The sequence below is a fragment of the Pseudomonas sp. genome (genome assembly GCF_033723075.1).
GTDB lineage: Bacteria > Pseudomonadota > Gammaproteobacteria > Pseudomonadales > Pseudomonadaceae > Aquipseudomonas.
Window position 1 is genome coordinate 40557 of the sequence record NZ_JAWVXU010000011.1, and the last position, 24570, is coordinate 65126.

22 protein-coding genes are annotated in these 24570 nt (G+C 64.8%); 15 read left to right on the forward strand and 7 right to left on the reverse strand.

From position 1 onward, the window contains the following. The first annotated feature begins 167 nt into the window (after positions 1-167). Positions 168-2534: an NAD-dependent DNA ligase LigA gene (gene ligA, locus R3355_RS14305; protein WP_318961786.1), complete on the forward strand. Its 2367-nt coding sequence runs from the start codon at positions 168-170 to the stop codon at positions 2532-2534. A gap of 241 nt (positions 2535-2775) precedes the next feature. Here the strand turns inward: ligA and R3355_RS14310 are convergent, their stop codons facing one another. Next, positions 2776-3651, reverse strand: a complete 876-nt coding sequence (locus tag R3355_RS14310) for a response regulator transcription factor (protein WP_318961787.1) — start codon at positions 3649-3651, stop codon at positions 2776-2778. A gap of 429 nt (positions 3652-4080) precedes the next feature. On the opposite strand from R3355_RS14310, the gene R3355_RS14315 reads away from it, so the two are divergent. From R3355_RS14315 to R3355_RS14380, 14 genes are all read left to right on the forward strand, one after another. Next, complete coding sequence (locus R3355_RS14315; RefSeq protein WP_318961788.1) at positions 4081-4293, forward strand: Flp family type IVb pilin; 213 nt, start codon at positions 4081-4083, stop codon at positions 4291-4293. A gap of 18 nt (positions 4294-4311) precedes the next feature. Continuing rightward, complete coding sequence (locus R3355_RS14320) at positions 4312-4830, forward strand: prepilin peptidase (RefSeq protein WP_318961789.1); 519 nt, start codon at positions 4312-4314, stop codon at positions 4828-4830. Positions 4831-4845: 15 nt separating this feature from the next. After that, positions 4846-6183: an AAA family ATPase gene (locus R3355_RS14325; RefSeq protein ID WP_318961790.1), complete on the forward strand. Its 1338-nt coding sequence runs from the start codon at positions 4846-4848 to the stop codon at positions 6181-6183. Between the two features lie 53 nt (positions 6184-6236). Then, positions 6237-7058, forward strand: a complete 822-nt coding sequence (cpaB, locus tag R3355_RS14330) for a Flp pilus assembly protein CpaB (RefSeq protein WP_318961791.1) — start codon at positions 6237-6239, stop codon at positions 7056-7058. Between the two features lie 143 nt (positions 7059-7201). Continuing rightward, on the forward strand, positions 7202-8692 hold the full coding sequence (locus R3355_RS14335) for a type II and III secretion system protein family protein (RefSeq protein ID WP_318961792.1): 1491 nt from the start codon (positions 7202-7204) through the stop codon (positions 8690-8692). Positions 8693-8936: 244 nt separating this feature from the next. Further along, complete coding sequence (locus R3355_RS14340; protein ID WP_318961793.1) at positions 8937-9158, forward strand: hypothetical protein; 222 nt, start codon at positions 8937-8939, stop codon at positions 9156-9158. A gap of 7 nt (positions 9159-9165) precedes the next feature. After that, on the forward strand, positions 9166-10494 hold the full coding sequence (locus R3355_RS14345; RefSeq protein ID WP_318961794.1) for a TadE/TadG family type IV pilus assembly protein: 1329 nt from the start codon (positions 9166-9168) through the stop codon (positions 10492-10494). 71 nt (positions 10495-10565) lie between these two features. Beyond that, entirely contained in the window at positions 10566-11036 is a 471-nt protein-coding gene (locus R3355_RS14350) for a TadE family protein (RefSeq protein WP_318961795.1), read from the forward strand. Beyond that, positions 11036-11521 carry a TadE/TadG family type IV pilus assembly protein gene (locus R3355_RS14355; protein WP_318961796.1) on the forward strand — a complete coding sequence of 162 codons (486 nt, stop codon included), beginning with the start codon at positions 11036-11038 and terminating at the stop codon, positions 11519-11521. The genes R3355_RS14350 and R3355_RS14355 overlap by 1 nt, the downstream gene beginning before the upstream one ends. Beyond that, complete coding sequence (locus R3355_RS14360) at positions 11515-12735, forward strand: AAA family ATPase (RefSeq protein WP_318961797.1); 1221 nt, start codon at positions 11515-11517, stop codon at positions 12733-12735. Before R3355_RS14355 ends, R3355_RS14360 begins: the two co-directional genes overlap by 7 nt. A gap of 3 nt (positions 12736-12738) precedes the next feature. Next, positions 12739-14178 (forward strand): CpaF family protein, encoded by a 1440-nt coding sequence (locus R3355_RS14365; RefSeq protein WP_318961798.1) that lies wholly within the window; start codon positions 12739-12741, stop codon positions 14176-14178. Then, positions 14175-15161, forward strand: a complete 987-nt coding sequence (locus R3355_RS14370) for a type II secretion system F family protein (RefSeq protein ID WP_318961799.1) — start codon at positions 14175-14177, stop codon at positions 15159-15161. The genes R3355_RS14365 and R3355_RS14370 overlap by 4 nt, the downstream gene beginning before the upstream one ends. 268 nt (positions 15162-15429) lie before the next feature. Continuing rightward, positions 15430-16398, forward strand: a complete 969-nt coding sequence (locus R3355_RS14375; RefSeq protein ID WP_318961800.1) for a type II secretion system F family protein — start codon at positions 15430-15432, stop codon at positions 16396-16398. 1 nt (position 16399) lies between these two features. Next, positions 16400-17428, forward strand: coding sequence for a tetratricopeptide repeat protein (locus R3355_RS14380; protein WP_318961801.1), 1029 nt, complete (start codon positions 16400-16402; stop codon positions 17426-17428). 131 nt (positions 17429-17559) lie between these two features. On the opposite strand, the gene R3355_RS14385 is transcribed toward R3355_RS14380, so the two are convergent. From R3355_RS14385 to R3355_RS14410, 6 genes are all read right to left on the reverse strand, one after another. After that, complete coding sequence (locus R3355_RS14385) at positions 17560-19206, reverse strand: BatD family protein (protein WP_318961802.1); 1647 nt, start codon at positions 19204-19206, stop codon at positions 17560-17562. Next, positions 19203-20960, reverse strand: coding sequence for a vWA domain-containing protein (locus R3355_RS14390; RefSeq protein ID WP_318961803.1), 1758 nt, complete (start codon positions 20958-20960; stop codon positions 19203-19205). The genes R3355_RS14385 and R3355_RS14390 overlap by 4 nt, the downstream gene beginning before the upstream one ends. Continuing rightward, a complete protein-coding gene (locus R3355_RS14395; protein WP_318961804.1) occupies positions 20957-21988 on the reverse strand; it encodes a VWA domain-containing protein in 1032 nt (343 codons plus the stop codon). The genes R3355_RS14390 and R3355_RS14395 overlap by 4 nt, the downstream gene beginning before the upstream one ends. Further along, complete coding sequence (locus tag R3355_RS14400; RefSeq protein ID WP_318961805.1) at positions 21981-22475, reverse strand: DUF4381 domain-containing protein; 495 nt, start codon at positions 22473-22475, stop codon at positions 21981-21983. The genes R3355_RS14395 and R3355_RS14400 overlap by 8 nt, the downstream gene beginning before the upstream one ends. After that, positions 22472-23413, reverse strand: coding sequence for a DUF58 domain-containing protein (locus R3355_RS14405; protein ID WP_318961806.1), 942 nt, complete (start codon positions 23411-23413; stop codon positions 22472-22474). Before R3355_RS14405 ends, R3355_RS14400 begins: the two co-directional genes overlap by 4 nt. 86 nt (positions 23414-23499) lie before the next feature. Next, on the reverse strand, positions 23500-24459 hold the full coding sequence (locus tag R3355_RS14410) for a MoxR family ATPase (RefSeq protein WP_318949246.1): 960 nt from the start codon (positions 24457-24459) through the stop codon (positions 23500-23502). Between the last annotated feature and the right edge of the window lie 111 nt (positions 24460-24570).

The window sequence follows — 24570 nt, forward strand, 5'->3', positions numbered from 1 at the left end:
AGCTGTTCAGCGGCAGAAGCCTCGCGCCCACATAGCCAAGGCAGGCCCGCCTGCAAACGGCTAGAATCCTGCGCCTGAATATCAACCAAAGGTTGAGCTGGGCACCAGGGCCGGAACTACCCGGCAACCGCCTCCAGCTTCATGCCTGCAGCTACGGCTTGTGAATTATGTCCACCACCCAGACCGCCGCCGAACGCATTGCCCAGTTGCGCAGCGAGCTCGATGCGCACAACTACCGCTATTACGTACTCGACGAGCCGAGCGTGCCGGACGCCGAGTACGACCGCCTGTTCAACGAACTCAAGGCGCTGGAGGCCGAGCATCCGCAACTGGTAACCCCGGATTCGCCGACCCAGCGCGTCGGCGGCAGCGCCTTGAGCGCCTTCGGCGAGGTCAGGCACGAAGTACCGATGCTCAGCCTCGGTAACGCTTTCGAGGAGGCCGATCTGCTGGATTTCGACCGCCGCGTGCGCGAGGGTCTGGACTTGCCGTCCGGCGACCTGTTCGGCGGCGCCGAGGTGGAATACAGCTGCGAACCCAAGCTCGACGGTCTGGCCGTCAGCCTGTTGTACCGCGATGGCCTGCTGGTGCGCGGCGCCACCCGTGGCGACGGCAGCACCGGCGAGGACATCAGCGTCAATGTGCGGACCATCCGCAATATCCCGCTCAAACTGCAGGGCAGCGACTGGCCGCGCGTGCTGGAAGTGCGCGGCGAAGTGTTCATCTCCCGGGCCGGCTTCGAGGCGTTGAACGCCCGGCAACTGGAAAACGGCGCCAAGCCTTTCGCCAACCCGCGCAACGCCGCGGCGGGCAGCCTGCGCCAGCTCGACCCGAAGATCACCGCCAGTCGTCCCTTGCAGTTGTGCAGCTACGGCATCGGCCAGGTCCAGGGCGAGTTGCCGGACAGCCATATCGGTATCCTCGAAGCGCTCAAACGCTGGGGCCTGCCGATCAGCCACGAGCTGAAACTGGCCAAAGGGGTGCAGGAGTGTCTGGCCTATTACCGCGCCATCGGCGAGAAGCGTGACGCCCTGCCTTATGAAATCGACGGCGTGGTGTTCAAGGTCAATAACCTGGCCTACCAACGCGAGTTGGGCTTTCGTGCGCGTGAGCCGCGTTGGGCCATCGCCCACAAGTTTCCGGCAATGGAGGAGCTGACCGAGCTGCTGGATGTCGAGTTCCAGGTCGGCCGTACCGGCGCCGTCACCCCGGTGGCGCGCTTGAAGCCGGTCAAAGTGGCGGGCGTCACGGTATCCAATGCGACCCTGCACAACATGGACGAAGTGGCGCGGCTGGGGCTGATGATCGGCGATACGGTGATCATCCGCCGCGCCGGCGACGTGATTCCGCAGGTCGTGCAGGTGGTGGCCGAGCGCCGCCCAGCCGATGCGCGAGCGGTGCAGATCCCCGAGAGCTGTCCGGTATGCGGCTCCCAGGTCGAGCGAACCCAACTGGTCAAGCGCAGCAAAGGCAAGGAGTCGTTCAGCGCCGGCTCGATCTACCGCTGCGTCGGCCGCCTGGCCTGCGCCGCCCAGCTCAAGCAGGCAATCATCCATTTCGTCTCGCGTCGCGCCATGGACATCGAAGGCCTGGGCGAGAAGAGCGTCGAGCAACTGGTCGACGAAGGCCTGGTCAGTTCGCCGGCGGATCTCTACACCCTGAAGTTCGAGCAGATCGTCGGCCTCGACGGTTTTGCCGAACTGTCCAGCAACAACCTGCTGGCGGCCATCGCCGCCAGTCGCCAGCCGAGCCTGGCGCGCTTCATCTATGCCCTCGGCATCCCCGATGTCGGCGTGGAAACCGCCAAGGTGCTGGCCCGCGCGTTGGCTTCGCTGCGGCGCATCGAGCAGGCGCTGCCGGAGGTGCTGACCTACCTGCCGGATGTCGGTCTGGAGGTCGCCTATGAAATTCACAGCTTTTTCCGCGACGCGCACAACCGCAAGGTAATCGCCCAGTTGCTCGAGCATGGCATCGAGCTGCAGGGGGAGGGCGAGGTGCACCCGGAGTTCGCGGGCTGCGCGACCCTGGCGGATCTGCTCGACAAGCTGAATATCGCCGGCATCGCCGTCACCGGGGCGAAGAACCTGGCGGACAAGGCCGGCAGCCTCGAACGGGCGATCGAGCTCAGCCAGGACTGGCTGGAACTGAGCGTGATGAAGGGCCTCAACGAGAAGGGCAAGCAGGCGCTCCGCGAGTTCTTCGCCAACCCGGCCAATGTCGAACATGCACGCGCCATCGAGGCGCAGTTGCGCGAGTTCGGCATGCATTGGCAGAGCGAGAAGAAAGCCGTCGAAGGCTTGCCCCTGGCCGGGCAGACCTGGGTGCTGACCGGCAGCCTGGAAATCATGAGCCGCGATATGGCCAAGGACAAACTGGAAAGCCTGGGCGCCAAGGTGGCCGGCTCGGTGTCGGCCAAGACCAGCTGTGTGGTCGCCGGGCCAGGCGCCGGCTCCAAGCTGGCCAAGGCCAGCGAGCTGGGGGTGCGGGTGCTGGACGAAGCGCAGTTCCTGGCAGAGCTGGAGCGCTTGGGCTAGAGCCTGCGCCGTGCACACCAGGCACCTCCCGCCAGCGGTGCGCATGGCGCACCCTACGACGATAATCGGCGCGATGCCCGGCTTGCAGAGTTTGCCGCGTGCACCGTTGTATTCGTAGGAGCGGCCCATGGCCGCGATGGCTTTCAGGGTGTGCCGCGCGCACCAGACGTCTCCGGAGTGGTGCGCATGGCGCCTCTCTGTGGCTGAACACATGGCGCACCCTACGTAAATTCGTTCGCGGTCAGGCGCGAATGCCGGGCCTTTGGCCGCCGGGTACTTCGACCGTCGTCGGCAATTCGGGTGCGGCTATCAGCGGCACTGTGGGATGGCAGGCCTGGCGGTATTCGCTGGGGGTGCAACCGACGTACTGTTTGAAGGCGCGGGCGAAATAGGACGGGTCCTTGAAGCCGGCCTCGTAGCCGATGCTGGTGATCGGCATCTGGCTATGGTTCAGCCGCTCCTTGGCGAAGTCCATGCGTTTGTTCAGGACGTAGTCCATAAAGCCAACGCCGACGACTTCCTTGAACAGGCGGCTGAAGCGAAAGGGCGTCATGCCGAAGCGCCCCGCCAGTTCCTTCTGGTCGATGCTTTCGCGAAAATGCTGCTCGATGTAGTCCAGTACCTTGTTCAGGGCCTGGTGTTTCTGGTGCTCCGCGGTCAGCCGGATGCTGTCCGGCAGGGACGGGTAGCGCTCGATCAGCGGCTTCTGCTGCTGACCATGAGTGCTGCTACGCAACTCGCACAGTTGATTGAGCGAGTGCAGGTAGCGGCTTTTCTCGGCGGCCGAGAGCGGCAGCACTATGTATTCCCACACCCGCGAACGCATGGCCCAGATGGCCAGCTCTTCCGAATGTTGCACGGTGAACATGGTGATCGGCAGCGAGGGCGCGGAGCGTTTGACCTCCAGCAACAGGTTGAGCCCGAGTGCATCCGGGCGGTCGAAGTGCATGCAGATCATGTCCGGCTGTTGCGCGTGGGCCTGCACGGGCAGGGCAGTATTTTTTGCCAGCCGGCAATCGCAGCTTGCACGGAAGTGGCCGATCAGCTCTTCAACCGATCGGTCATGGGTTAGATCGAGCCATAGCAATAATGGCTTGGTGGCCGAGTTAGACTTCATACCCTTAGCTCTGCGCCTCAGTGTTGTCTCTCCCCGCACTTGAGTATTGTCACTGTGCCACTACTGTAAAGGGCGAATCCTGAAAAATGCTGGTCTTGGTTAGTTCGGTCCGCTCTGGTGCGTAGCGCTGAACGCTTTGTGTCCTGTGGCTTTCAGGCCCTTCTCAGCGATGAACGGCTGGCAGCCGTTGGTCGCTTGAGAATCGGATCCAGAACCATCCGTAACTCATTCCTTTTCCTGGACTTTCCCTTGCTGGCGCCGCCTGTGCCGTCGGTATTTTTGCGGCCTGGGCATTGCGCGCAAAAAAGTCCTGGTGATTCGCAAAAAACTCCTAACCCCTATTTTTTCCCCTGACTAGGGTTCAAGCAGGCGGGGCGAGCAGTGCCGCCGGTTTCCTGGAAGAACAACTTTTCTAGTGAGGTGGGCGAAATGACTTTTCAAGCAATCAAGACTTCGGTGATGAAGTTCGTTAAGGACGAGGATGGGCTGACCATCGTGGAGTATGCGGTGGCGGGTGGGCTGATAACGCTGGGCGCTGTTGCTGCATTCTCAACGTTGGGTGGCACCGTGTGCGGCGTGATAGATGCTCTGGAAGACGCAATCAGGGGCACCAACGCTACAGGCACCATTGGTACCTGCTAATAAGAAGGTGATGCAGCGATGTCCATGGAGCAGATGTTCCCCGTCATTGTGCTACTAGGGCTGCTGGGAGTTGCGGTGGCGAGTGATCTGCGCCGCCACCGCATCCCCAACCTCTTGGTGTTGTTTGGCATTGCCTTTGGGCTTGTGAGCCAAGTTTATTCCGTTGGAATGAGTGGATTGAGCATAGGTTTGCTGGGGATGTTGACTGGCTTTGTCATTTTACTGCCCCTCTATGCCTTGGGGGGGATGGCCGCCGGCGACGTCAAACTGATGGCCATGGTCGGCGCCTTCTTCACCCCGAGCAGTGCACTCTGGGCGGCCTTTTACAGCCTGATTGCGGGCGGGATGTGCGGCTTTCTGATTGTCCTTGTCCGTGGCCAGCTATCGATGACCCTGGGGCGTTACTGGCTGATGTTGAGGGCGCGGGCCTATTTTGCGCCAGCGGCGGATGAGGTGGCGGGCAAGCCTTTCCCTTATTCGGTCGCGATCCTGCTAGGAACCCTGATCAGCATCTTCTGGCAACCATTCGGTCAGTAACTCGGGAGGCTAACCATGTACGCCATCAGCGACAGCGACGCCTACCCCAGCGAACGCGAGGCCGTAGAGCGCCTGGCGCCGCAGCCGCGGAGCATTCGCGAGACCGGCCTGGCGGACAATTTGCTCGGCGACCTGCTGTGCAAGCACCTGCACGATGCCGGGGTGCTGGCCATGCCGCAGCTGGTCGAGCGCCTGGCGCTGACCGGCGCGGTGCTGGAAGAGATCCTGGCGTTTCTGCGCAAGGATGGCCGGGTCGAGGTGCTAGGTCAGGCGGCTGGCCAGACCGCTGGTCAGGGGCTGCGTTACGGCCTGACCGAGCGTGGCCGCAGCGCCGCCCGCGATGCCCTGGCGCGCAGTGGCTATATAGGTGCGGCGCCCTATCCGGTGAGCAGTTACCGCTCGCTGCTCAAGGTGCAGACCATCCACCACGGGCGCATCACCGCCCGCGACATGCGGGCCACCTTCGGTGGCGTGGTACTGAGCGAAGGCATGCTCGACCAGCTGGGCGTGGCCCTGAACTCCGGGCGCGCCATCATGATTTACGGCCCGGCGGGCACCGGCAAGACCTATATCAGCAGCCGCCTGATCCGCCTGTTCGCCGAGGCCATCTGGGTGCCCTACGCCATCGCGATCAACGAGGCGGTGATCGAGATCTACGACCCCCAGGTGCACCAGCGTCTGGATGACCCGGATGAGCAGCAGAACAGCCTGATGCTCAGCGAGGGCATCGACCGCCGTCTGCTGTGCTGCAAGCGCCCGGTGCTGATCACCGGCGGCGAACTGAGCATGGAGCAGCTGGATATCCGCTACGACCCGTTCAGCCGCCAATACCAGGCGCCACTGCAACTCAAGGCCAGCAACGGCCTGTTCATCATCGACGACATGGGCCGTCAGCGCATGGCGCCGGCCGAGTTGCTCAACCGCTGGATAGTGCCGATGGAGGAGAAGCGCGACTTCCTCAACCTTGGCGGCGGGCGCCACTGCGAGCTGCCATTCGACCTGGTGCTGGTGTTCTCCACCAACCTCAACCCGCTGGAGCTGGCCGACGAGGCCTTCCTCCGGCGGATCGGCTACAAGCTGCACTTCAACTACCTCAAGGCCGAAGAGTACGAGCGCATCTGGCGCCAGGAATGCGAACGTCTGGGCATCGCCTATGACCCGGTGCTGCTGCGCTACGTGCTGCAGGGCTTGTACGAGACCGAGGGCATGCCGCTGGTGCCTTGCCACCCGCGCGATCTGCTGAGCATGGCGCTGGATCGCCAGCGCTACCTGGATGGCAGCGGGCCGCTGTCGCCGCGCGAGCTGGAGTGGGCCTGGCACAACTACTTTATCCAGCTCGACTTTCTTGGATGACACGTCCTTGGATGTGGTTGCTGGATAACTTTCTTGGCTAAGGAGATACAGACATGAGTGCGCGTACCCTGACCCTGGTTGCCCTGTCCCTGATCCTCGGGCTGGGCGCCGCCTGGATGGCCAACAACTGGCTGAGTGCCCGGCTGAATGCCGGCCCGGACGACAACCTGCAGAGCGTGGTGGTGGCCACCGTGGAAATCCCCTTCGGCCAGATGATCGAGGCCCAGCACGTCAGCCTGGTGCGCATGCCCAAGGGCACGGCACCGGACGACGCCTTCGATACCACCGACAAGGTAATCGGCAAGATCGCCACCTTCAGCATGCTGCGCGGCGACATTCTGCGCGGCGCGCGGCTGGCCGAACACCTCGGCGGCAGCACCCTGGCCTCGCTGATCGAGGCGAACAAGCGTGCCATCTCGGTGCGGGTCGACGATGTGGTCGGGGTCGGCGGCTTCCTGCTGCCGGGCAACCGGGTCGACGTGCTGGCGACCAGGAAGAGTGGCGGCAACAACAACGAAGCGGAGTCGAAGACCATCCTCGAAGACCTGCGGGTACTCGCCGTCGACCAGACCGCCAGCACCGACAAGACCCAGCCGGTGGTGGTGCGTGCAGTGACCCTGGAGATGAGCAGCACAGAGGCCGAGGTGCTGGTCAAGGCGCAAACCGAGGGCAAGCTGCAGCTGGCCCTGCGCAACCCGCTGAACAACCAGAAGAAGCTCGAAGCCGCCGCACCGCTGGCGCTGGTCGAGGCGCCTGCGCCGACTCCGGTCGCAGTGTCGGCGCCGGCCAAGCCACTGGTGCGACGCAGCGGCGCTGGTGTTGGGGTCACGATCATTCGCGGTACCGCGGTCGAGGCGACGAAGGTGCAGTTGTAGGGCGGGAGAGGGGAGGGCGCGGGCCAGGCGGGGTTCTCGCACTCCCCATTCTCTTCACAGGACGAAGAACGGCTACGCAGTGGCAGCGGTTTTCCGTTGCTCCGCTAAGCAGGTAAGGCCACATAACAAGCAAGGAGTAGGGCATGGAGATCATCCTGAGACTCAGGTCATACGCGCTGTACGCACTGGGCGCCTGGCTGCTGTCGAGCATCGTGGTGCAGGCGGCTGAAACGCCGTCGGCGGTAAGCGCCATGCCGGCAGCCAATACCAGTAATATCGAGGTGCCAATCTATAAATCGCGGGTGCTCAGCACGCGCGCCCCGGTGAAGAAGGTCTCGGTGGGCAATCCGGAGATCGCCGATATCCTGATCACCAGCCCGACCCAGCTGTACCTGCTCGGCCGCTCCCTGGGCAGCACCAACGTGCTGCTGTGGGATAGCCGCAATCGCCTGATCGACAGCCTCGACCTGGAGGTGGTACACGACCTCGGCGGCTTGAAAGGCAAGCTGCACCAGTTGATGCCCAACGAGCGTATCGAGGTATTCAGTGCCCAGGGCGCGCTGGTGCTGCGCGGCCAGGTGAGCAGTGCGGCGGCCATGGATACCGCGGTCAAACTGGCCAAGACCTATACCGCACAGACTGCCAGCGTGGTCCAGGGCGAGGGCGAGGCGGCGGCTGCGGCGCCGACCCAGTCGCTGGAGGTGATCAACCTGCTCACCGTCGGCGGCAGCCAGCAGGTGATGCTGGAGGTCAAGGTGGCGGAGATGAAGCGCAGCCTGGTCAAGAGCCTCAATGTGCGCTTCAACGCCCTGGACTTCGGCTCTTCCAGCCGCTGGAGCGGCGGCGGTGCCAATAATGGTCTGACCCCGGGCGGTTCTATCCTGCCTGATACTGGGTTGCTTGGTACTGGCACTGGAATGTTCGCCCGATTCCTCTCGGGAGATTTTCTCTTCAACGTGGCGCTGGATGCGGCCAGGGATGATGGTTCGGCCAAGGTACTGGCAGAGCCGACACTGACCACCCTGAGCGGGCAGCAGGCCGAGTTCATCTCCGGTGGCGAATTTCCCATTCCGGTCAGGGATGATGATGGCATCACCATCGAGTTCAAGGAGTTCGGTGTCGGAGTGAAATTTCTACCGACCGTATTGGACTCGGGACGGATCAACCTCAACCTGAATGTCTTGGTCAGCGAGCTGGTGGCGGCCAATAGCCTGGTGGTGAATACCGGGGACGAGGTGGGGGCCTCCTTGCTGGTGCCTGCGCTGACCAAACGCAGCGCCCAATCCACCGTGGAACTGGGCAATGGTCAGACCATCGCCATCGCCGGGTTGATCAGCGAGAACACCCGCGATTTCGTCAGCCGCTTCCCCGGCCTGGGCGATATACCCGTGCTCGGCCACCTGTTCCGCAGCCAGGAGTTCGTCAACGGTGAAACCGAGCTGGTGATCCTGGTCACCCCGCACCTGGCCAAGCCCATAGATGCCAGAAGCGTGCGCCTGCCCACCGAGAAATTCGTCGAGCCGAGCGACCTGGACTTCTACCTGCTCGGCAAGACCAAGGGGCGCGAAGCCGGGCGTCCGGTGCCGGTCAGCCTCGGCACCAGCGAGGGCAGTTTCGGCCACGATTTGAATTAGGTGCGTTGGTGTAGGAGCCCGCTCGCTGGCGATCCGGCACTCCGGCGCTGGCTGACAGGATCGCCGGGACGCCGGACCGCAGCAAGGACTAGGCGTCCCCCTGGCTCTACAAAGGCAACGGCCGGCCGGGTCAAATTTGCAAGGGTGGCTCGCCTGGCGGGCTGCGCAGGATCAACCAGTGGAGGCAACCACGATGAAACGCACAATGATTGTGACGCTGCTGTTGCTAGGGCCAAGTGGATGCATGACCTACGAGGAGGGCCGGGTTGGCCCGTTGGGTTCGAGCATCTACGACATCCACTACCAGCAGATCGCCGACAAGGCGTTGGCGGCCAACCCGGGCACCGAGGTCTCGCCCAGCGGCACCGATGGCCCGCTGATTGAGAGGGCCATGGACAGCTACCGCGGCGTCACCGGCGATGCGACCCAGGTCGCCCAACCGATCCAGATCAACATCGGCAACTGAGGGCTTGATGATGAAACCCCTTATGCATCGGCCGTTCACCGCGCTACCGCACCGTCAGCGGGGTGCGGTGATCGTGCTGGTGGTGATTGCCCTGGCGGCCATGCTGCTGATGGCCGCCCTGGTGCTGGATGGCGGCCATATGCTGGTGAACAAGAGCCGCCTGCAGAATGCGGTGGATGCGGCAGCGTTGAGCGGGGCCAAGACTTTGAGTCAGGTCATGGGCTCGGGCAATGCCTCCAGCCAGACGCGCGATGCCGCGCTGGATACGCTGGCGCGCAATGCCAACGCCGACGGCAATGGCGAACTGGCCAGCGCCATCGGCACTGCTGGTGGGGTCGGCGCCTTCGCGGTAGTGGAGTTGGCCACCACCGTCGAAGGGCCTTTCGCATATCCGGGGCCGGTGGATGCCCGCTTCGTGCGGGTCAGGGTGGTGAGTTACCCCTTGAGCCGCTTTTTCTGGGGCTTCGCCCAGGCCTTCGGTGCCGGCAACCTCGGCAACAAGGCGGTGGCGGCCATCGCCACCGCCGGACCGAGCCCGACCGCGCCGTGCAATCTCGCGCCCTTGATGGTCTGTGGCGACCCCGACCAGTACGACCCGGACAACGGCATGTTCTGGGGCTACCGGTTCGGCGACCTGGAGGTGCTGAAGAGTGCGGCCGGTAACGCGCCGGCTATCGGGCCCGGCAATTTCCAGTTGATCCGCCTGGGTAACAACACCGGCGCTGACGATATCCGCGACGCCCTGTGTCAGGGGGTCGACCAGTGTTTGACCTCGGGCGAGGCGATCGAGACCGAACCGGGCAACAGCGTGGGCCCGGTGGCCCAGGGCCTCAATACCCGCTTCGGCGAGTACAACGGGCCGGTCAGCGCCGCGGCCTGTCCGCCGGACCTGGTGACCAGCTTCAGCACGCCGCGGATGACCTATAACGAGCCCAATGTGGTGCACCAGAGCCAGCTGGTCCAGTTCAGCGATGGCGATCTGTATACCACCAGCACTGCGCTGCTCGACTACAACGACTGGGTCGAGAGCGTCGCCAGTTGTCCTGGCGGCTGCGAAGCCAACGGGGTGTTCGAACGGCGCCTGTTGAAGATCGTAGTGGGCAACTGTGATGGTGCTTCGGGCGGGCAGACGTCGGTGCCGGTGCTGGGCTATGGCTGTTTCTTCCTGGTACAGACGGTCAGCCAGCAGGGCAACCAGGCGCAGATCTTCGGCCAGTTCGTCACCGACTGTGCGGGAGACAGCGTACCCGGGCCGGTGGTGGATGACGTGGGGCCGAAGATCATCCAGCTGTACAAGACCTATATCACTCCGACGACGCCGAGCCCCGATTCCTAGGCGGCCCAAGGCGAGACAGTGTTTTTGTAGGCATAAGGCAATGGGGCAGTTTTTTTGAGAAGAGGTGTGCGATGAGACGTCCGACCTGCAAACAGCTTCAGGCCCAGCGTGGAGTGGCCATGGTCGAGTTCGCCATCGCCTTGCCGCTATTGCTGTTGCTGTTGCTGGCCATCGGCGAGTTCGGCCGCATGCTCTATCACTTCAACAGCCTGCAGCAGGCCAGTCGCGACGCCGGACGTTTCGTCGCCGGGCAGGCCTGGAACGCCACCCTTGGGCAGGTCGAGTTGAACAGCGATCTGCAGAACAGGACCAAGAGCGTCGCCGTCTTTGGCGTGCCGGCCAACCCGGGCGGTTATCCCCCGGTGGTGCCGGCGCTGAGCACAGATGACGTGACGGTCACTACGCCGGATAGCGAGCATGTACAGGTCAGCATCAGCTATGTGTTCCGCCCGGTAATCGGCAATTCGCTGCCGAGCTTTTTCGGCAGCTCCATCCCGCTCGGCATCTCGCTGAGATCCACCGTGGTCATGAGGGTGCTGTGATGAACAGGAAACGCATGGGAGGCGTATACGTGGTGGAGTTCGCCATCATCGGCCTGCTGCTGTTTACCCTGCTGTTCGGCGTGCTGGAAATCGGCCGGCTGTCTTTTACCGTGGGCGCCTTGAACGAGGTGGTACGGCGGGGGGCGCGGCTGGCGGTGGTGTGCACGATCAGCGATCCGGTGGTATTGCGGCGGGCCATTTTCAATGCGGCGAATAATAGCGGCGCCAGCGGTTTGATCGGCAACCTGACGACAGCCAATCTGACCCTGACCTATCTGGGCGAGGACGGTAGCGTGGTGAGCAGCCCCAATGACCCCGCGAACTTGAGCTCCATCCGTTTCGTGCAACTCAGTATCGAAAATTTTCCCTTCACGTTGTTGATCCCGGCTCCACTGGGTGGGGACATTACCCTGCCGGTGTTCAGGGCGATTCTGCCTCGCGAAAGTCTCGGCTCCGATGGCGTTGGTGGAGACACATCATGTTGAAGTCCAGAGAAACCCCAGCGCTATCCCGGGCGACCGGTAAGCAGGGCCTGCACCTGTTGATCAGCAGCCGCGATGCCTCGGCGCTGAATCACCTGAAGACAGTCAGCCAGCGTCTGCCAGGCCTGCAGGTGAACACACGCCTGGTGAGCAATGGCCATACCGACCCGCTGTATGGATTGGAACGGATGCCCGACCTGCTGTTGCTGCGGGTCAGCCATTTATGGCGCGAGGAGCTGGCGTCCCTGCTGCTGCGGCCGGCCCATGAGCGCCCGCCGTTGCTGGTCTGCGGGCCGCTGGAGGAACGCGAGGGCATTCGCCTGGCGATGCAGGCCGGCGCCCGGGATTTTCTGCCTGAACCGGTGGCCGCGGATGAGCTGTTGGCCGCCCTGGGCCGGATGATCCATGAGACCCATGCGGGGCATGCAACGGGCGGTCAGTTGATCGCGGTGATGAATGCCAAGGGCGGCTCGGGCGCCACCCTGCTGGCCTGCAACCTGGCCCATCAGTTGAGCGTACAGGGCGGCAGCACCCTGTTGCTCGATCTCGATCTGCAGTTCGGCAGCGTCGCCCATTACCTGGACGTGGTGCCGGCGCACAGCCATGTCGACGTGCTGCAGCAGATCGAGGAAATGGACAGCGTCGCCTTGCGCGGTTTCTGCAGCCATTTCAGCCCGACCCTGCATGTGCTGGGCGGGCGTAGCGGTGAGCTGTGCCTGCCGCAGGATGTGCGTCTGGAACAGCTGGAGGCGCTGTTGCGCCTGGCGCGCAGCAGCTACGACTGGGTGGTGGTGGATCTGCCGCGGCAGATCGACCACCTCACCGGCACCACCCTGGAGCAGGCCGACCGGGTCTATGTCCTGGTGCAGCAGAGCCTCAGTCATCTGAAGGACGCCACTCGCCTGGTGCGCATCATGCGCGAGGAGCTGGGGGTGCAGGGTGACCGCCTGCAGGTGGTGGTCAACCGTTACGACAAGGCCTCGCCGGTCAGCCTGAAGGATATTGCCGAGGCGCTGCGCTGCGGCGATTTGCAGAAACTGCCCAACGACTATGCGGTGGTCAGCGCCAGCCAGAACACCGGGGTGCCGTTGCAACTGCATGCGCCACGGGCGCCGGTGACCCTGGGCATGCGCGAGTTGAGTCAGGCGTTGCACGGCAGCAAGACGGTCGAGCAGGGTCTGCTGAAACGTACCTTTGGCCGACTGTTCGGGGGATAGACCATGCTCAGTGAATTTCGCAACCGCCTGCGTCAGCAGTCCGCCAAGAGCGCGCCGGCAGCGGCGCAGGACGCGCAGGCCAAGGACGCAGAGGGCGCCAGCACGCCGATGGACTGGGAAAGCAGTGCACCGGATACCCTGTATGAGACCCGCTCGCGGCTCAATCCGATGGAGACCGAGTGGCGGGAGAGGATCTATCAGCAGTTGCTCAAGGTCATGGACCTGTCGCTGCTCGATTCGCTGGAGCCGGCCGAGGCCGGGCGGCAGATCCGCGAACTCAGCCAACGCCTGCTGGACGAGCACTCGGCGCCGGTGAGCGCCAGCAGCCGCCAGTTGATCATCAAGCAGATCACCGACGAAGTGCTCGGCCTCGGCCCGCTGGAACCGCTGCTGGCCGACCGCAGCGTGTCGGACATCCTGGTCAACGGCCATGCCTCGGTGTACGTCGAGCGCTTCGGCAAGCTGCAGCGCACCGACGTGCGCTTTCGCGACGATCAGCACCTGCTGAATATCATCGATCGCATCGTTTCCAACCTGGGCCGGCGCATCGACGAGTCCTCGCCGCTGGTCGATGCGCGCCTGAAGGACGGCTCGCGGGTCAACGCGATCATCCCGCCGCTGGCCATCGACGGGCCGAGCATGTCGATCCGCCGTTTCGCCGTGGATCTGCTGAATACCGAGAGCCTGGTGCAGATGGGCACCCTGACCCCGGCCATCGCCCTGGTGCTCAAGGCCATCGTCCGCGGGCGCCTGAATGTGCTGGTGTCCGGTGGCACCGGCAGCGGCAAGACCACCATGCTCAACGTGCTGTCCGGCTTCATCCCGCACAACGAGCGGATCGTCACCATCGAAGACTCGGCCGAACTGCAACTGCAGCAGCCACATGTGGTGCGCCTGGAAACCCGGCCGCCGAACATCGAAGGCCGTGGCGAGGTCAATCAGCGCGAGCTGGTACGCAACAGCCTGCGCATGCGCCCGGACCGCATCGTCATCGGCGAGGTGCGTGGCGCCGAGGCGTTGGACATGCTGACGGCGATGAACACCGGCCACGACGGCTCGCTGACCACCATCCACGCCAATACCGCGCGCGATGCCCTGGGCCGGATCGAGAACATGGTGTCGATGACCGGTGCGACCTTCCCGATCAAGGCCATGCGTCAGCAGATCGCCTCGGCCATCGACGTGGTGATCCAGCTGGAACGCCAGGAGGATGGCAAGCGGCGCCTGATCAGCGTGCAGGAGATCAATGGCATGGAGGGCGAGATCATCACCATGACCGAGATCTTCGCTTTCGTCCGCCGCGGCATGGGCGAGCACGGCGAGGTACTCGGCGATTACCGACCGACCGGCATGGTGCCGGCCTTCCGCGATGTGTTGGCTAAACGCGGCATCGAGTTGCCGCTTAATCTGTTCCGCCCGGAATGGATGGAGGGGCAGTCATGAATCAGATTCCCGGTGAATTTATCCTGGCGTTCCTCGGCATGGTGTTCGCTGCGGTGTTCCTCCTCAGTCAGGGCCTGGTGGTGCCGGTATTCGGCGAGGCGGGGCGGGTACGCAAACGTATCCGCGGGCGCCTGCATGTGCTGGAACATGCCAGCAACCTGCCGAACATGCAGACGGTGCTGCGCCAGAAGTACCTGCGCCGCCTGTCACCGCTGGAGGCTCGGCTGGAGCAGTTGCCGGCGATGGAGGCCCTGGCGCAGATGATCGAGCAGGCCGGGCATAGTTACCGGGCGTATCGGGTGCTGTTGCTCGGGTTGCTCCTTGGCGTGGTGGCGGGCATCGTGCTGTGGCTGTTCACCCGGCAGTGGTGGCTGGCGCTGCCGGTGGCCGTGTTGGCCTGCTGGCTGCCGGTGCTGAAGATCGCCAGCGACCGCGGCAAACGCTTCGCCCAGTTCGAGGAGGGGCTGCCAGATGCCCTGGACGCCATGTGCCGCGCCCTGCGCGCCGGCCATCCGTTCAACGAGACCCTGCAACTGGTGGCCGAGGAACACCAGGGCCCGGTGGCCCACGAGTTCGGCCTGACCTTCGCCGATATCAACTACGGCAACGACGTGCGCCGGGCGATGCTCGGCCTGCTCGAGCGCATGCCGAGCATGACGGTGATGATGCTGGTGACCTCGGTGCTGATCCACCGCGACACCGGCGGCAACCTGACCGAGGTGCTGGAGCGGCTGAGCAGCCTGATCCGCGGGCGCTTTCGCTTCCAGCGCAAGGTCAAGACGCTGTCGGCGGAGGGGCGCATGTCGGCCTGGGTGCTGGTGTCCGTGCCCTTCGTGCTGGCGGCGGCGATTGTGCTGTCGAGCCCGACCTATCTGCCTTTGCTGCTCAAGGAGCCCTTGGGTCAGAAGCTGGTTACCTGGGCGTTTGTCGCCATGCTGATCGGGATTTTCTGGATCCGCAGAATCATCAGGATTCAGGTTTAGAGTCGCGTCACAGATCAACCTGCGGTTAAACGGCTTCTCGTAGGGTGGGTTAGGCGCATGTAGCCGATAGCGATGATCCAGCAAGATCCGTTGCGCCGTAATCCACCATCGGAGCAACGCAGGAGATCGCTTGGTGGGTTACGCGGCGCGCCACGATGGCGGTGCCTGATCACTCTGCGCTTGGCGCCGCTAACCCACCCTACGGTGTTCTGACATTTCAGGGTTGACGCGACACTAGGCACTGGCGTTCGTAGAGGAGGTATTTGTCATGGATTATCTGCTGAGTCTGCTCAACCGGGTGGTGGGCAACGAGGAGTTGGCGCGCCTGTTGTTCGTCGGCGCCATCGGTCTGAGTGCGGTGCTGGCGATGGTCACCCTGGCCATGCTGGTGCTGGGGCTGCGCGACCCGGTGCAGCGCCGCCTGAGCCTGATCAAGCGCGGGCAGGGCGGCTTTGTCGCTGGCCAGGAGGCGCCGAGCAACCTGCAACTGATGCTGGAACAGGTGGGTCAGCGCTTCAACTCCTCCGAACAGGGCCAGGACTCGGCCACCCGCACCCTGCTGACGCATGCCGGTTATCGCTCGCCCGCGGCGGTGCAGTCCTACTGGGCGGTACGCCTGCTGGCGCCGCTGGTGCTGGTGGGGCTTAGCCTGCTGGCAATGCCGCTGATCCCCAAGCTGTCTCTGCCCATGGGCATTGCCCTGGTGGCCGGCGCTGCCGCCGTGGGCTGGCTGGCGCCGGCCATCTATGTCGACAAGCGCAAGCAGGCACGCATGACTCGACTGCTGGTGGCCTTTCCCGATGCCCTGGACCTGATGGTGGTCTGCGTCGAGTCGGGGTTGTCCTTGCCCCAGGCGATCGAGCGGGTGGCCGACGAGATGGCGGTCAGCCAGCCGGAGCTGGCGGTGGAGCTGGCCCTGGTCAACGCGGAGATTCGCGCCGGCATTGCCAGTACCGAAGCGCTCAAACATCTGGCCGAACGCACCGGCCTGGAGGACATCCGTGGGTTGGTCAGCCTGCTGGCGCAGAGCATCCGCTTCGGCACCAGCGTCGCCGATACCCTGCGTATCTACGCCGAGGAGTTTCGCGACCGGCGCACGCAGAAGGCCGAGGAGACGGCGGCGAAAATCGGCACCAAGCTGATATTCCCACTAATCTTGTGCCTGTGGCCGAGCTTTTTCCTGGTGGCCATCGGTCCCGCCATCATCGGGGTGCTTAAAGTCTTCGGGAAGTTATGAGATGAAAAGGATCAGTCTGCTGTTGGCCATGACGGCCGTGTTGTCAGGATGTCAGACCATGGGGCTGGAGCCGGAACTCGATACCCGCTCGGTTTATCGCGGTGACAATTCGCTGTTGCACAAGGTGCGTAAGCAGGCCACTTCGGCCGACCAGGCCATGCAGATGGCCGCGATGGCCTACCAGGCCGGCGACCTGGATCAGTCGCTGTATCAGTATCTGCGCGCCATCGAGCTGGAGCCGGAAGGCTACGAGGCGATGGTCTGGATCGGGCGCATCCACCGCGAGCGCGGGAATACTCAGCTCGCCGAAATGGCCTTCGGCGATGTGCTGACGAACCAACCGGAGAACCCCGACGCCCTGGCGGAGATGGGCATGCTGCAGCTGGCCAGGCGCAACCATGAGGCTGCGCAAGGACTGCTGTTCAAGGCGGTGGCACTGGATCAGCGGCGCCTGGGCAGCGACAAGGGCGACGGCCTGCACGACGTGGGCGCACTCAAGGTGGACAGCAAGTCGCCGTTGAAGGTCTACAACGCCCTCGGCGTGCTCGCCGACTTGAACAACGATTTCCCACTGTCCGAGGCCTATTACCGTTTGGCCATGCTGATCGAACCGCGCTCGGTGCTGGTGCAGAACAGCCTGGGCTATTCCTACTACCTGGCCGGGAAATGGCCTGAGGCCGAACGCACCTACCAGCGCGGCATCGGCTACGACGCCGGCTACAAGCCGCTATGGCGCAATTACGGGCTGCTGCTGGCACGCATGGAGCGTTACGAGGAGGCACTTTCCGCCTTCGAGCAGATCGGCGATCGTGCCCAGGCCAGTAACGATGTCGGTTACGTCTGTCTGGTGGAAGGCAAGCTGGATGCCGCCGAGCAGTTCTTCCGCAGCGCGATCGAACAATCCCCCGCGCATTACGACATGGCCTGGGACAACCTCAACCGGGTTCAGCAGATCCGGCGGGTTCGTCAGATGGGTGGCAATCCCGGCTCGGTAGCCGCCGTCCCGCTGGAAGAGCCAGTGGTGCAGTAAGCGGGACATGCCTCCTGCAGGCGATTGGTGGTGTCTGCTGCTCTTGTGGGAGGGGCCGGGCGGCGTTCCGTGACCTCGGCGCGATGCTGTTGGTTTTTTGAGCGGGTTGCGTGAGGTTGAGACCCTGCTGTTCAGCGCGGGTAGAGCGGTGGCAGTGGGCTGGTTTCCTGGGTGGTGGCAGTCGTGGTGCCGGCTTGGTTGCTGGGCAGGGTGCGAATGGCTAGCCAGAGGTCTTCGCCTTGCCAGTGCTGGCCGGTTTCGCTGTAGAGCGCACCATTCAGGCCGTCCAGGGCGTCGGACAGGGGCACGAAGCGGGCTGCCATTTCGGCAAGGGTTTCCGGCTGTTGGCGGGCCCAGGCGTCGAGGGCGTGGCGGGTGGCTAGCGAGTCGTTGGCCAGGCAGGCGCGTTTGAGGTCGTCGAGCAGGCTGCGTGGGCTGGGGCCGGTCTGGTTGGCGCGGGCGATAGCCGGCTGGCGGCGGGCATGCCACCAGAGGCCGAAGCCGAGCAGGGTGCTGAGGCTGAGGAGGGCGCTGCTCAGTTGCCAGGGCCACAACGGCGGGCCCTGGACCCAGGCTTGGGTCGGCGTATCGCTGGGCAGTGGTTCTGTTTCCAGGTCTGGGGCGGGTGCCACCTCGAGGCTGCGTGCCGGCAGGCTGGTGCGCTCCAGACGATCTTCGTGGGTATTCCACCAGACGATTTCTACCGCCGGCAGTTCGAATTGGCCGCTGCGATTGGGCACCAGGGCTTCGCGTTCCTCACGGCTGCCGATCACGCCGCTGTCGCTGATCTGGTTGGCCAGTTGCGCTTGGTCCGGGTAGCGCCGCAGGCCTTTGACCTCGGTGGCGGGCAAGGGATTGAGTTGCGCACTGGAGAGTCCATCGACCTTGAGCATCAGGTTGCGCGTCAGCGAGTCGCCGACGTTGGCGTTGTCCGGTTGCGGGCTCCAGGTTTCCGCCAGGCTCAACGCGCGGGCCGGTAGCCAGGGCGCATCGCTGGGGTAGTCGGCGGGCTTGGCTTTGACCGTCAGGGGGATTTCCGGTGACTTGACCCGTGCGACCTTGCCGGGGCGCGGGCCGAATGGCTGGAAGTCGTTGCGGCCGGCGCGGTCGACCAGGGTGGCGCTGAACGCCTGGGCGGGAATGGTCAGTTCGCCGCTGCGCTGGGGGAAGATCGCGTAGCGCAGTTCGATCACGCCATGGCGGATGCCGTTGATGTCTTTTTCGTAGGTGCGTGGCTTGCCGAGTTGCTCGATGCGTGCGTCAGGCATTTCCAGCGGGCTCAGGCTGCTGTCGTCATACAGCGAGACGGAGTGGTAGATGCGCAGGGTCAGCACGCTTTGTGCCTGCACGTAGACGCTGGGTTGATCGAGGCTGGCGTCGATGAATACCGGTGCCAGTTTGCTGGCCGCGCTGTCGCCGTTGGCTTCCTGCACGTGCAGGGTGATCGGCAGGGTCTGCAGGTCGCCCAGGCTCAGCGGCGGTACCACCACGTAGCCGCTCTGCTTGGGCTGCAGGGTGAGAATCCAGCGGGTGATGGCGCGGGACTCGCCGTCGACCGTGGTCAGGCGATTGACCTGGCGGCTGCCGAGCACCTCGAACAGGGTGTCGAGCGGGCTGAGGTCGGGTTTGCCGAATTGGGTGGCGTCGTCGGACTCGAGGGTCAGCTCGAAGGTTTCGCTGGCACTCAGGCGGGCGCGATCGATGCTCGCGGTGAAGCTTTGCGCGCTGGCCTGGAATGCCAGCAGGCTGAGGAGAAGGGTGCAGAGCAGGCGGGTCATCGAGTCTGTTCCTGACGCTGTTGCTGTTCGTACCAGAATTTACGCCGCAGCAACTCACCCGGTTCATCGGGGATCTGCCGTAGCCATTGCTCCAGGGCCTGGCGCCGTTCGCCATCGAGAGGTTGCGCGGCACTGGCGATCTGCTCTTCGCCCTGCAGGTCATCGTCCGGTTCGCTGGGTGTCGGCGTGTCGCTGTCACCGGGCGTGGGTTGGCTGGGCGCTTGTTCCTGGTCATCCGGGCCGGATTGGCCGGCGGCGGGCGGCGACTTGTCGGCATCGGGCTCGGGCTCGGCTGACCCTGCCTGCGGTTGCGGCGGCGGGGTGGGCGTGCTGTCCGCTTGTGGCTCCTGGTTTTGCTCCTGGCTCTGTTGTTGCTGGCGTTGCTCCAGCAATTGTTCGATCAGGGCCTTGTTGGTCTGCGCCGGGAGCAGGTCGGGCTGCAATTCCAGGGCTTGGCTGTAGGCATCCAGGGCGGCTTCCAGTTCATTGCTGCGGGCCAGGGCATTGCCGCGGTTGTAGTGGGCGATGGCGTTATCGCCGCGGGCGAAGCGCTCGGCCGCGGCCGGGTAATCGCCTGCCTGGTAGAGCGCCAGGCCTTGCCACTGCGGATCGGCGAAGCGTTCGGCGGCTTCGCCGGGGCGTTGCGCCTCGAGCAGACGCTGGCCTTGTTGATCGGCGCGCCACCAGAGGTCGTCAAAACTGAAGGCATAGCTGTTCTGCGGCACGCCGAGCATCAGCAGTGGCAGGCAGAACAACCAGCCACGGCGGCCGGCACAGGCGGCCAGCAGCAACAGCGGCAGGAGCAGCCAGTGGCCTTGATCGGCCCAGGCTTGCAGAAGCGTCTGTTCGCTGCCGCTGCGCAACTGCTGGGGCGCGGGGAGCAGGCCGAGGTCGTGCAGGTCGCGGTCATCCAGGCTGGCCTGGCGATAACGCCCGCCGATCTGCCGGGCGAAGCGGGCAAGGTCGGCGCTGTCGAGGCGCGGGATGAGGATCGCGCCCTGGGCGTCTTTGAGAAACGCGCCGTTTTCCTGAACGATAGGTGCACCCTCGGCGCTGCCGATGCCGAGCATATGCAGGCGCTTGCCGTTGTTGCCGAGTGCCTGGCGGATGCCGAGGCGCTCCTGCTGATCCAGGCCGCTGCCGATCAGGAGGATGCGGCCCGGGCCCTGGCCGCCCTGTTCCAGCAGTTGCAGCGCCTTGTGCAGGGCCAGGTCGGCACGCCGGCCGGGCTCGGGCATGATCGAGGGTTTGAGCGCTTCGAGCAGGTTGCGGCTGGTGGCCAGGTCGTCGGACAGCGGCACCAGGGTGTGGGCGCTGCCGGCGAACACGACGATCGCGGTCTGCGCGTCGCGGCGCGCCTGGAGCAGGTCGAGCAGCTTGCGCTTGGCCTGCTCCAGGCGGTTGGGCGAGCTGTCGCTGGCGAGCATCTGCGGGGTCAGTTCGAGCATGATCACCAGCGGGTCGGCGGGTTTCAGGTTGCTCTGCTCCAGGCGTTGCCAGCTGGGTCCGAGCAGCGCCAGCAGGGCCAGCAGCCAGGCCAGCCCGAGGGCGATCCAGGGCAGGCGGCTGGTACGACCCCGGCCGCCGCTGAGCAGCGCCGCATGAAACGCCGGCGGCAGCAGCAGCTGCCAGCGACCGGCGCGTTTCTCCCGGTGCCAGAGTTGCCAGAGCAACCCAGCCAGCAGCGGCACCACCAGCAGCCAGTACAGGCGCAGCCAGTGGGGCCATAAACCCAATAGCCAGTCTTCGATCATGGCTGTCTCCGCCAGGGACGTTGTGCCAATAGACGCAGCCGTTGGCGCAATTGCGGCCAGTGTTCGCGGCCTACCAGCAGCACGCTGAGCAGCAGCGCGGCGCTCAGTGGCCAGGTATACAGCGCCTGGGCCGGGCGGGCCAGGGTCGGCTGCTGCGCCACCGGTTCGAGGCGGTCGAGCTGCTGTTCGATGGCGCGCAGTTCCTGGCTGTCGCGGGCGCGGAAGTATTCACCGCCGGTCATGTCGGCTATCGCGCGCAGGCTCGGTTCGTCCAGGTCCAGCCCCGGATTGAGGCCGAACAGACCGGCGATCCCACCTTGTTGCGGATCCGCGCCAATGCCGATGGGGTAGATCTTGATCCCTTCCTCGGCGGCCAGACGTGCTGCGATCATCGGCTCGATCTCACCACCAGTATTGGCGCCATCGGTCACCAGCACCAGCACGCGGCTATCCGCCGGACGTTGACGCAGGCGCTTGACCGACAGGCCGATGGCATCGCCGATGGCGGTGTTCTTGCCGGCGATGCCGATCACCGCTTCGTCGAGCCAGGTGCGCACGGTGCGCCGGTCGAAGGTCAGGGGTGCCTGCAGATAGGCCTGGCTGCCGAACAGGATCAGGCCGACACGGTCGCTCTGACGGCCTTCGATGAAGTCACCCAGCAGGTGTTTGACCAGGGTCAGACGGTCGACCTCCTCGTCTTCCCAGCGCATGTCGGCGTAGGCCATGGAGCCGGATACATCCACCGCGAGCAGCAGGTCGCGGCCGCTGGCGGGCATTGGCAGCGGCTCGCCGACCCATTCCGGGCGGGCGGCGGCGCTAAGCAGCAGCAACCAGAGCAGGGCGAAAGGTGCCTGCTGGCGCCAGGCTGGCAGATTGGCCCGTGCGCGGCGCCCAGCCAAACCCTCGAGCTCGCCGAGGAAGCTGACTTTCAGGGCCGCCTCGCCGCTGTCCGCCGCTGGCAGCAGCAGGCGCAGCAACCAGGGCAGCGGTGCGAGCAGGATGATCCAGGGCCAGGCGAATTCAAACATGCTTGCGAATCCAGATGGCGACCGCCTGGTTGAGCCCGTCGATGGCCTTGTCGTCGAGCGTGCAGTGCGGTCGATAGGCGCCTTCGACCAGAATCATCCAGCGGGTCAGGCCGGCCGCCGGGCAGCGGCTGTCGAGAAATGCCAGCCAGCCACGACTGCTCAGGGTGTGGCTGTGGCTTTGCGGGTAGTGCTGGCGGCACAGACGCTTGAGCAAGCCATTGAGCTGTTGCAACCAGAGACCGGCTGGCGCGCCGTCGTAGGGTTTGGCCAGTTGCTCGAGTTCCGCCAGGGCGGCGACCCGCAGCGGATCGAGGGCGTTGTCGCTGACGTCTGCCTTGAGCCTGTGCTTTAGCCGTTGCAGCAGGCGCATCAGGCCCCAGAGCAGCAGTGGCACGAGCACGGCCAGCAGCCACCAGCCGGGCGCAGGCGGCCACCAGTCGATCGGAGCCGGAGCGATCAGGGGCTCGAGTTGGTCCAGCGGGTTCATAGCCGTTTACCGGGGCGTTGCGCGTTGAGGTGGTCGCGCAGTTGCTCGATCATCTCACGCTGGGTGCTCAGCGCCAGCAAGGGCACGCCAAGCTTCTGCGCCAGGCGTTGCCAGCGCGCCTGGCGCGCCTCGCCCTGGGCGCGGTAGGCCTGACGCAGGCCGGCGTCATGGGTGTCGAGTTCCAGTTGCGCACCGCGCTCGGCGAAGCGCAGCAAACCGGCGGCCGGCAGGGCATGGTCGAGCGGGTCGGAGATCGGCAGCAACAGCAGGTCGGTGTGCCGGGCCAGCAGGTTCAATTGTTGCTCGCTGCTGTCGCCGAGGGTACGTTCGTCGCAGATGACCACCGCCAGACTGCCGGGGCGCAGCACTTCGCGGGCGCGGCGCAGGGCCAGGCCGAAACCGTCACGGCTGGCTTGGCCGTCGCTGGACAGCGCCTGGTTGGCGCGGGCCAGGCGATTGAGCAGCTGCAGCAGGCTCTGCTTGCTGCGCCGCGGTTTGATCTCGTGTTGCTCCTCGCCGCCGAATACCAGGCCGCCGATGCGGTCGTTATGACCCAGGGCGGCCCAACCGATCAGGCTGGCGGCTTGGGCGGCGAGCACCGATTTGAACATCAGCCCGGAGCCGAAAAACAGCCGCTGGCTCTGCTCCACCAGGAGGTAGATCGGCCGCTCGCGCTCTTCATGGAACAGTTTGGTGTGCGGCTCCTGGGTGCGCGCGGTGACCCGCCAATCGATGGTGCGCACGTCGTCGCCCGCCTGGTACACCCGCACCTGGTCGAAATCCACGCCGCGCCCGCGCAGCTTGGAATGGTGCAAGCCGATCAGCGGGCTGCGCTGCGCCGGCGTGGAAAACAGCTGCACCTCGCGCACGCGGTGACGCATCTCGATCAGCTCGGCGAGATTGACCCGGACGCCGGGTTGGCTGGGCTGGCTGTGCATGGCGGTTCAGCAGCTAGCCCGGATGCAATCCGGGCGCGTTGTTCGCTGATTCCCGGACTGCATCCGGGCTACGTGGGCATTGGGCATCAGGCTACCGCCACCGCATCGAGGATGCGTTGCACCACGCGATCCTGGTCGATGCCGGCCGCTTCGGCCTCGAACGACAGGATGATGCGGTGACGCAGCACATCGAACAGCACCGCCTGGATATCTTCCGGGCTGACGAATTCGCGCCCGGCCAGCCAGGCGTGCGCGCGGGCGCAGCGATCCAGGGCAATCGAGCCGCGCGGGCTGGCGCCGTAGGCGATCCACTCGGCCAGCTCCGGGTCGAACTTGGCCGGCGTGCGGGAGGCCATCACCAGTTGCACCAGGTATTCCTCCACGGCATCGGCCATGTACAGGCCGAGGATTTCCTTGCGCGCGGCGAAGATCGCCTGCTGGCTAACCCGGTGCTCGGGTTTGGTTTCGCCATGCAGCGCCTCGCCGCGGGCCTGGGCGAGGATCTTGCGCTCGACGTTGGCATCCGGGAAGCCGATCTTCACGTGCATCAGGAAGCGGTCGAGCTGGGCTTCGGGCAGCGGGTAGGTGCCTTCCTGCTCGATCGGGTTCTGCGTGGCCATCACCAGGAACAGCGGCGACAGCTCGTAGGTGCTGCGGCCCACGCTGACCTGGCGCTCGGCCATGGCTTCGAGCAGCGCCGATTGCACCTTGGCTGGTGCGCGGTTGATCTCGTCGGCCAGCACCAGGTTGTGAAAGATCGGTCCCTGCTGGAACACGAAGCTGCCGGTTTCCGGCCGGTAGATCTCGGTGCCGGTGATGTCGGCGGGCAACAGATCCGGGGTGAACTGAATGCGGTGGAACTCGGCCTCGATGCCTTCGGCCAGTTCCTTGATCGCCTTGGTCTTGGCCAGCCCGGGCGCGCCTTCGACCAGCATGTGACCGTCGGCGAGCAGGGCGATCAGCAGCCGATCGATGAGTTTTTCCTGGCCGAGGATCTGGGTGGAAAGAAAGGTTCGCAGGGCGAGCAGCGCTTCACGGTGTTCCATCGTTGAGCTCTATGCAAAAGGGTCAAGCCGTACCGGACGCACGACGGCCTAGACTTTAAAGCATTTGCCGAGGCGCAGGCTATGCGCGGCTCTGCATCCTGCGATGCAACA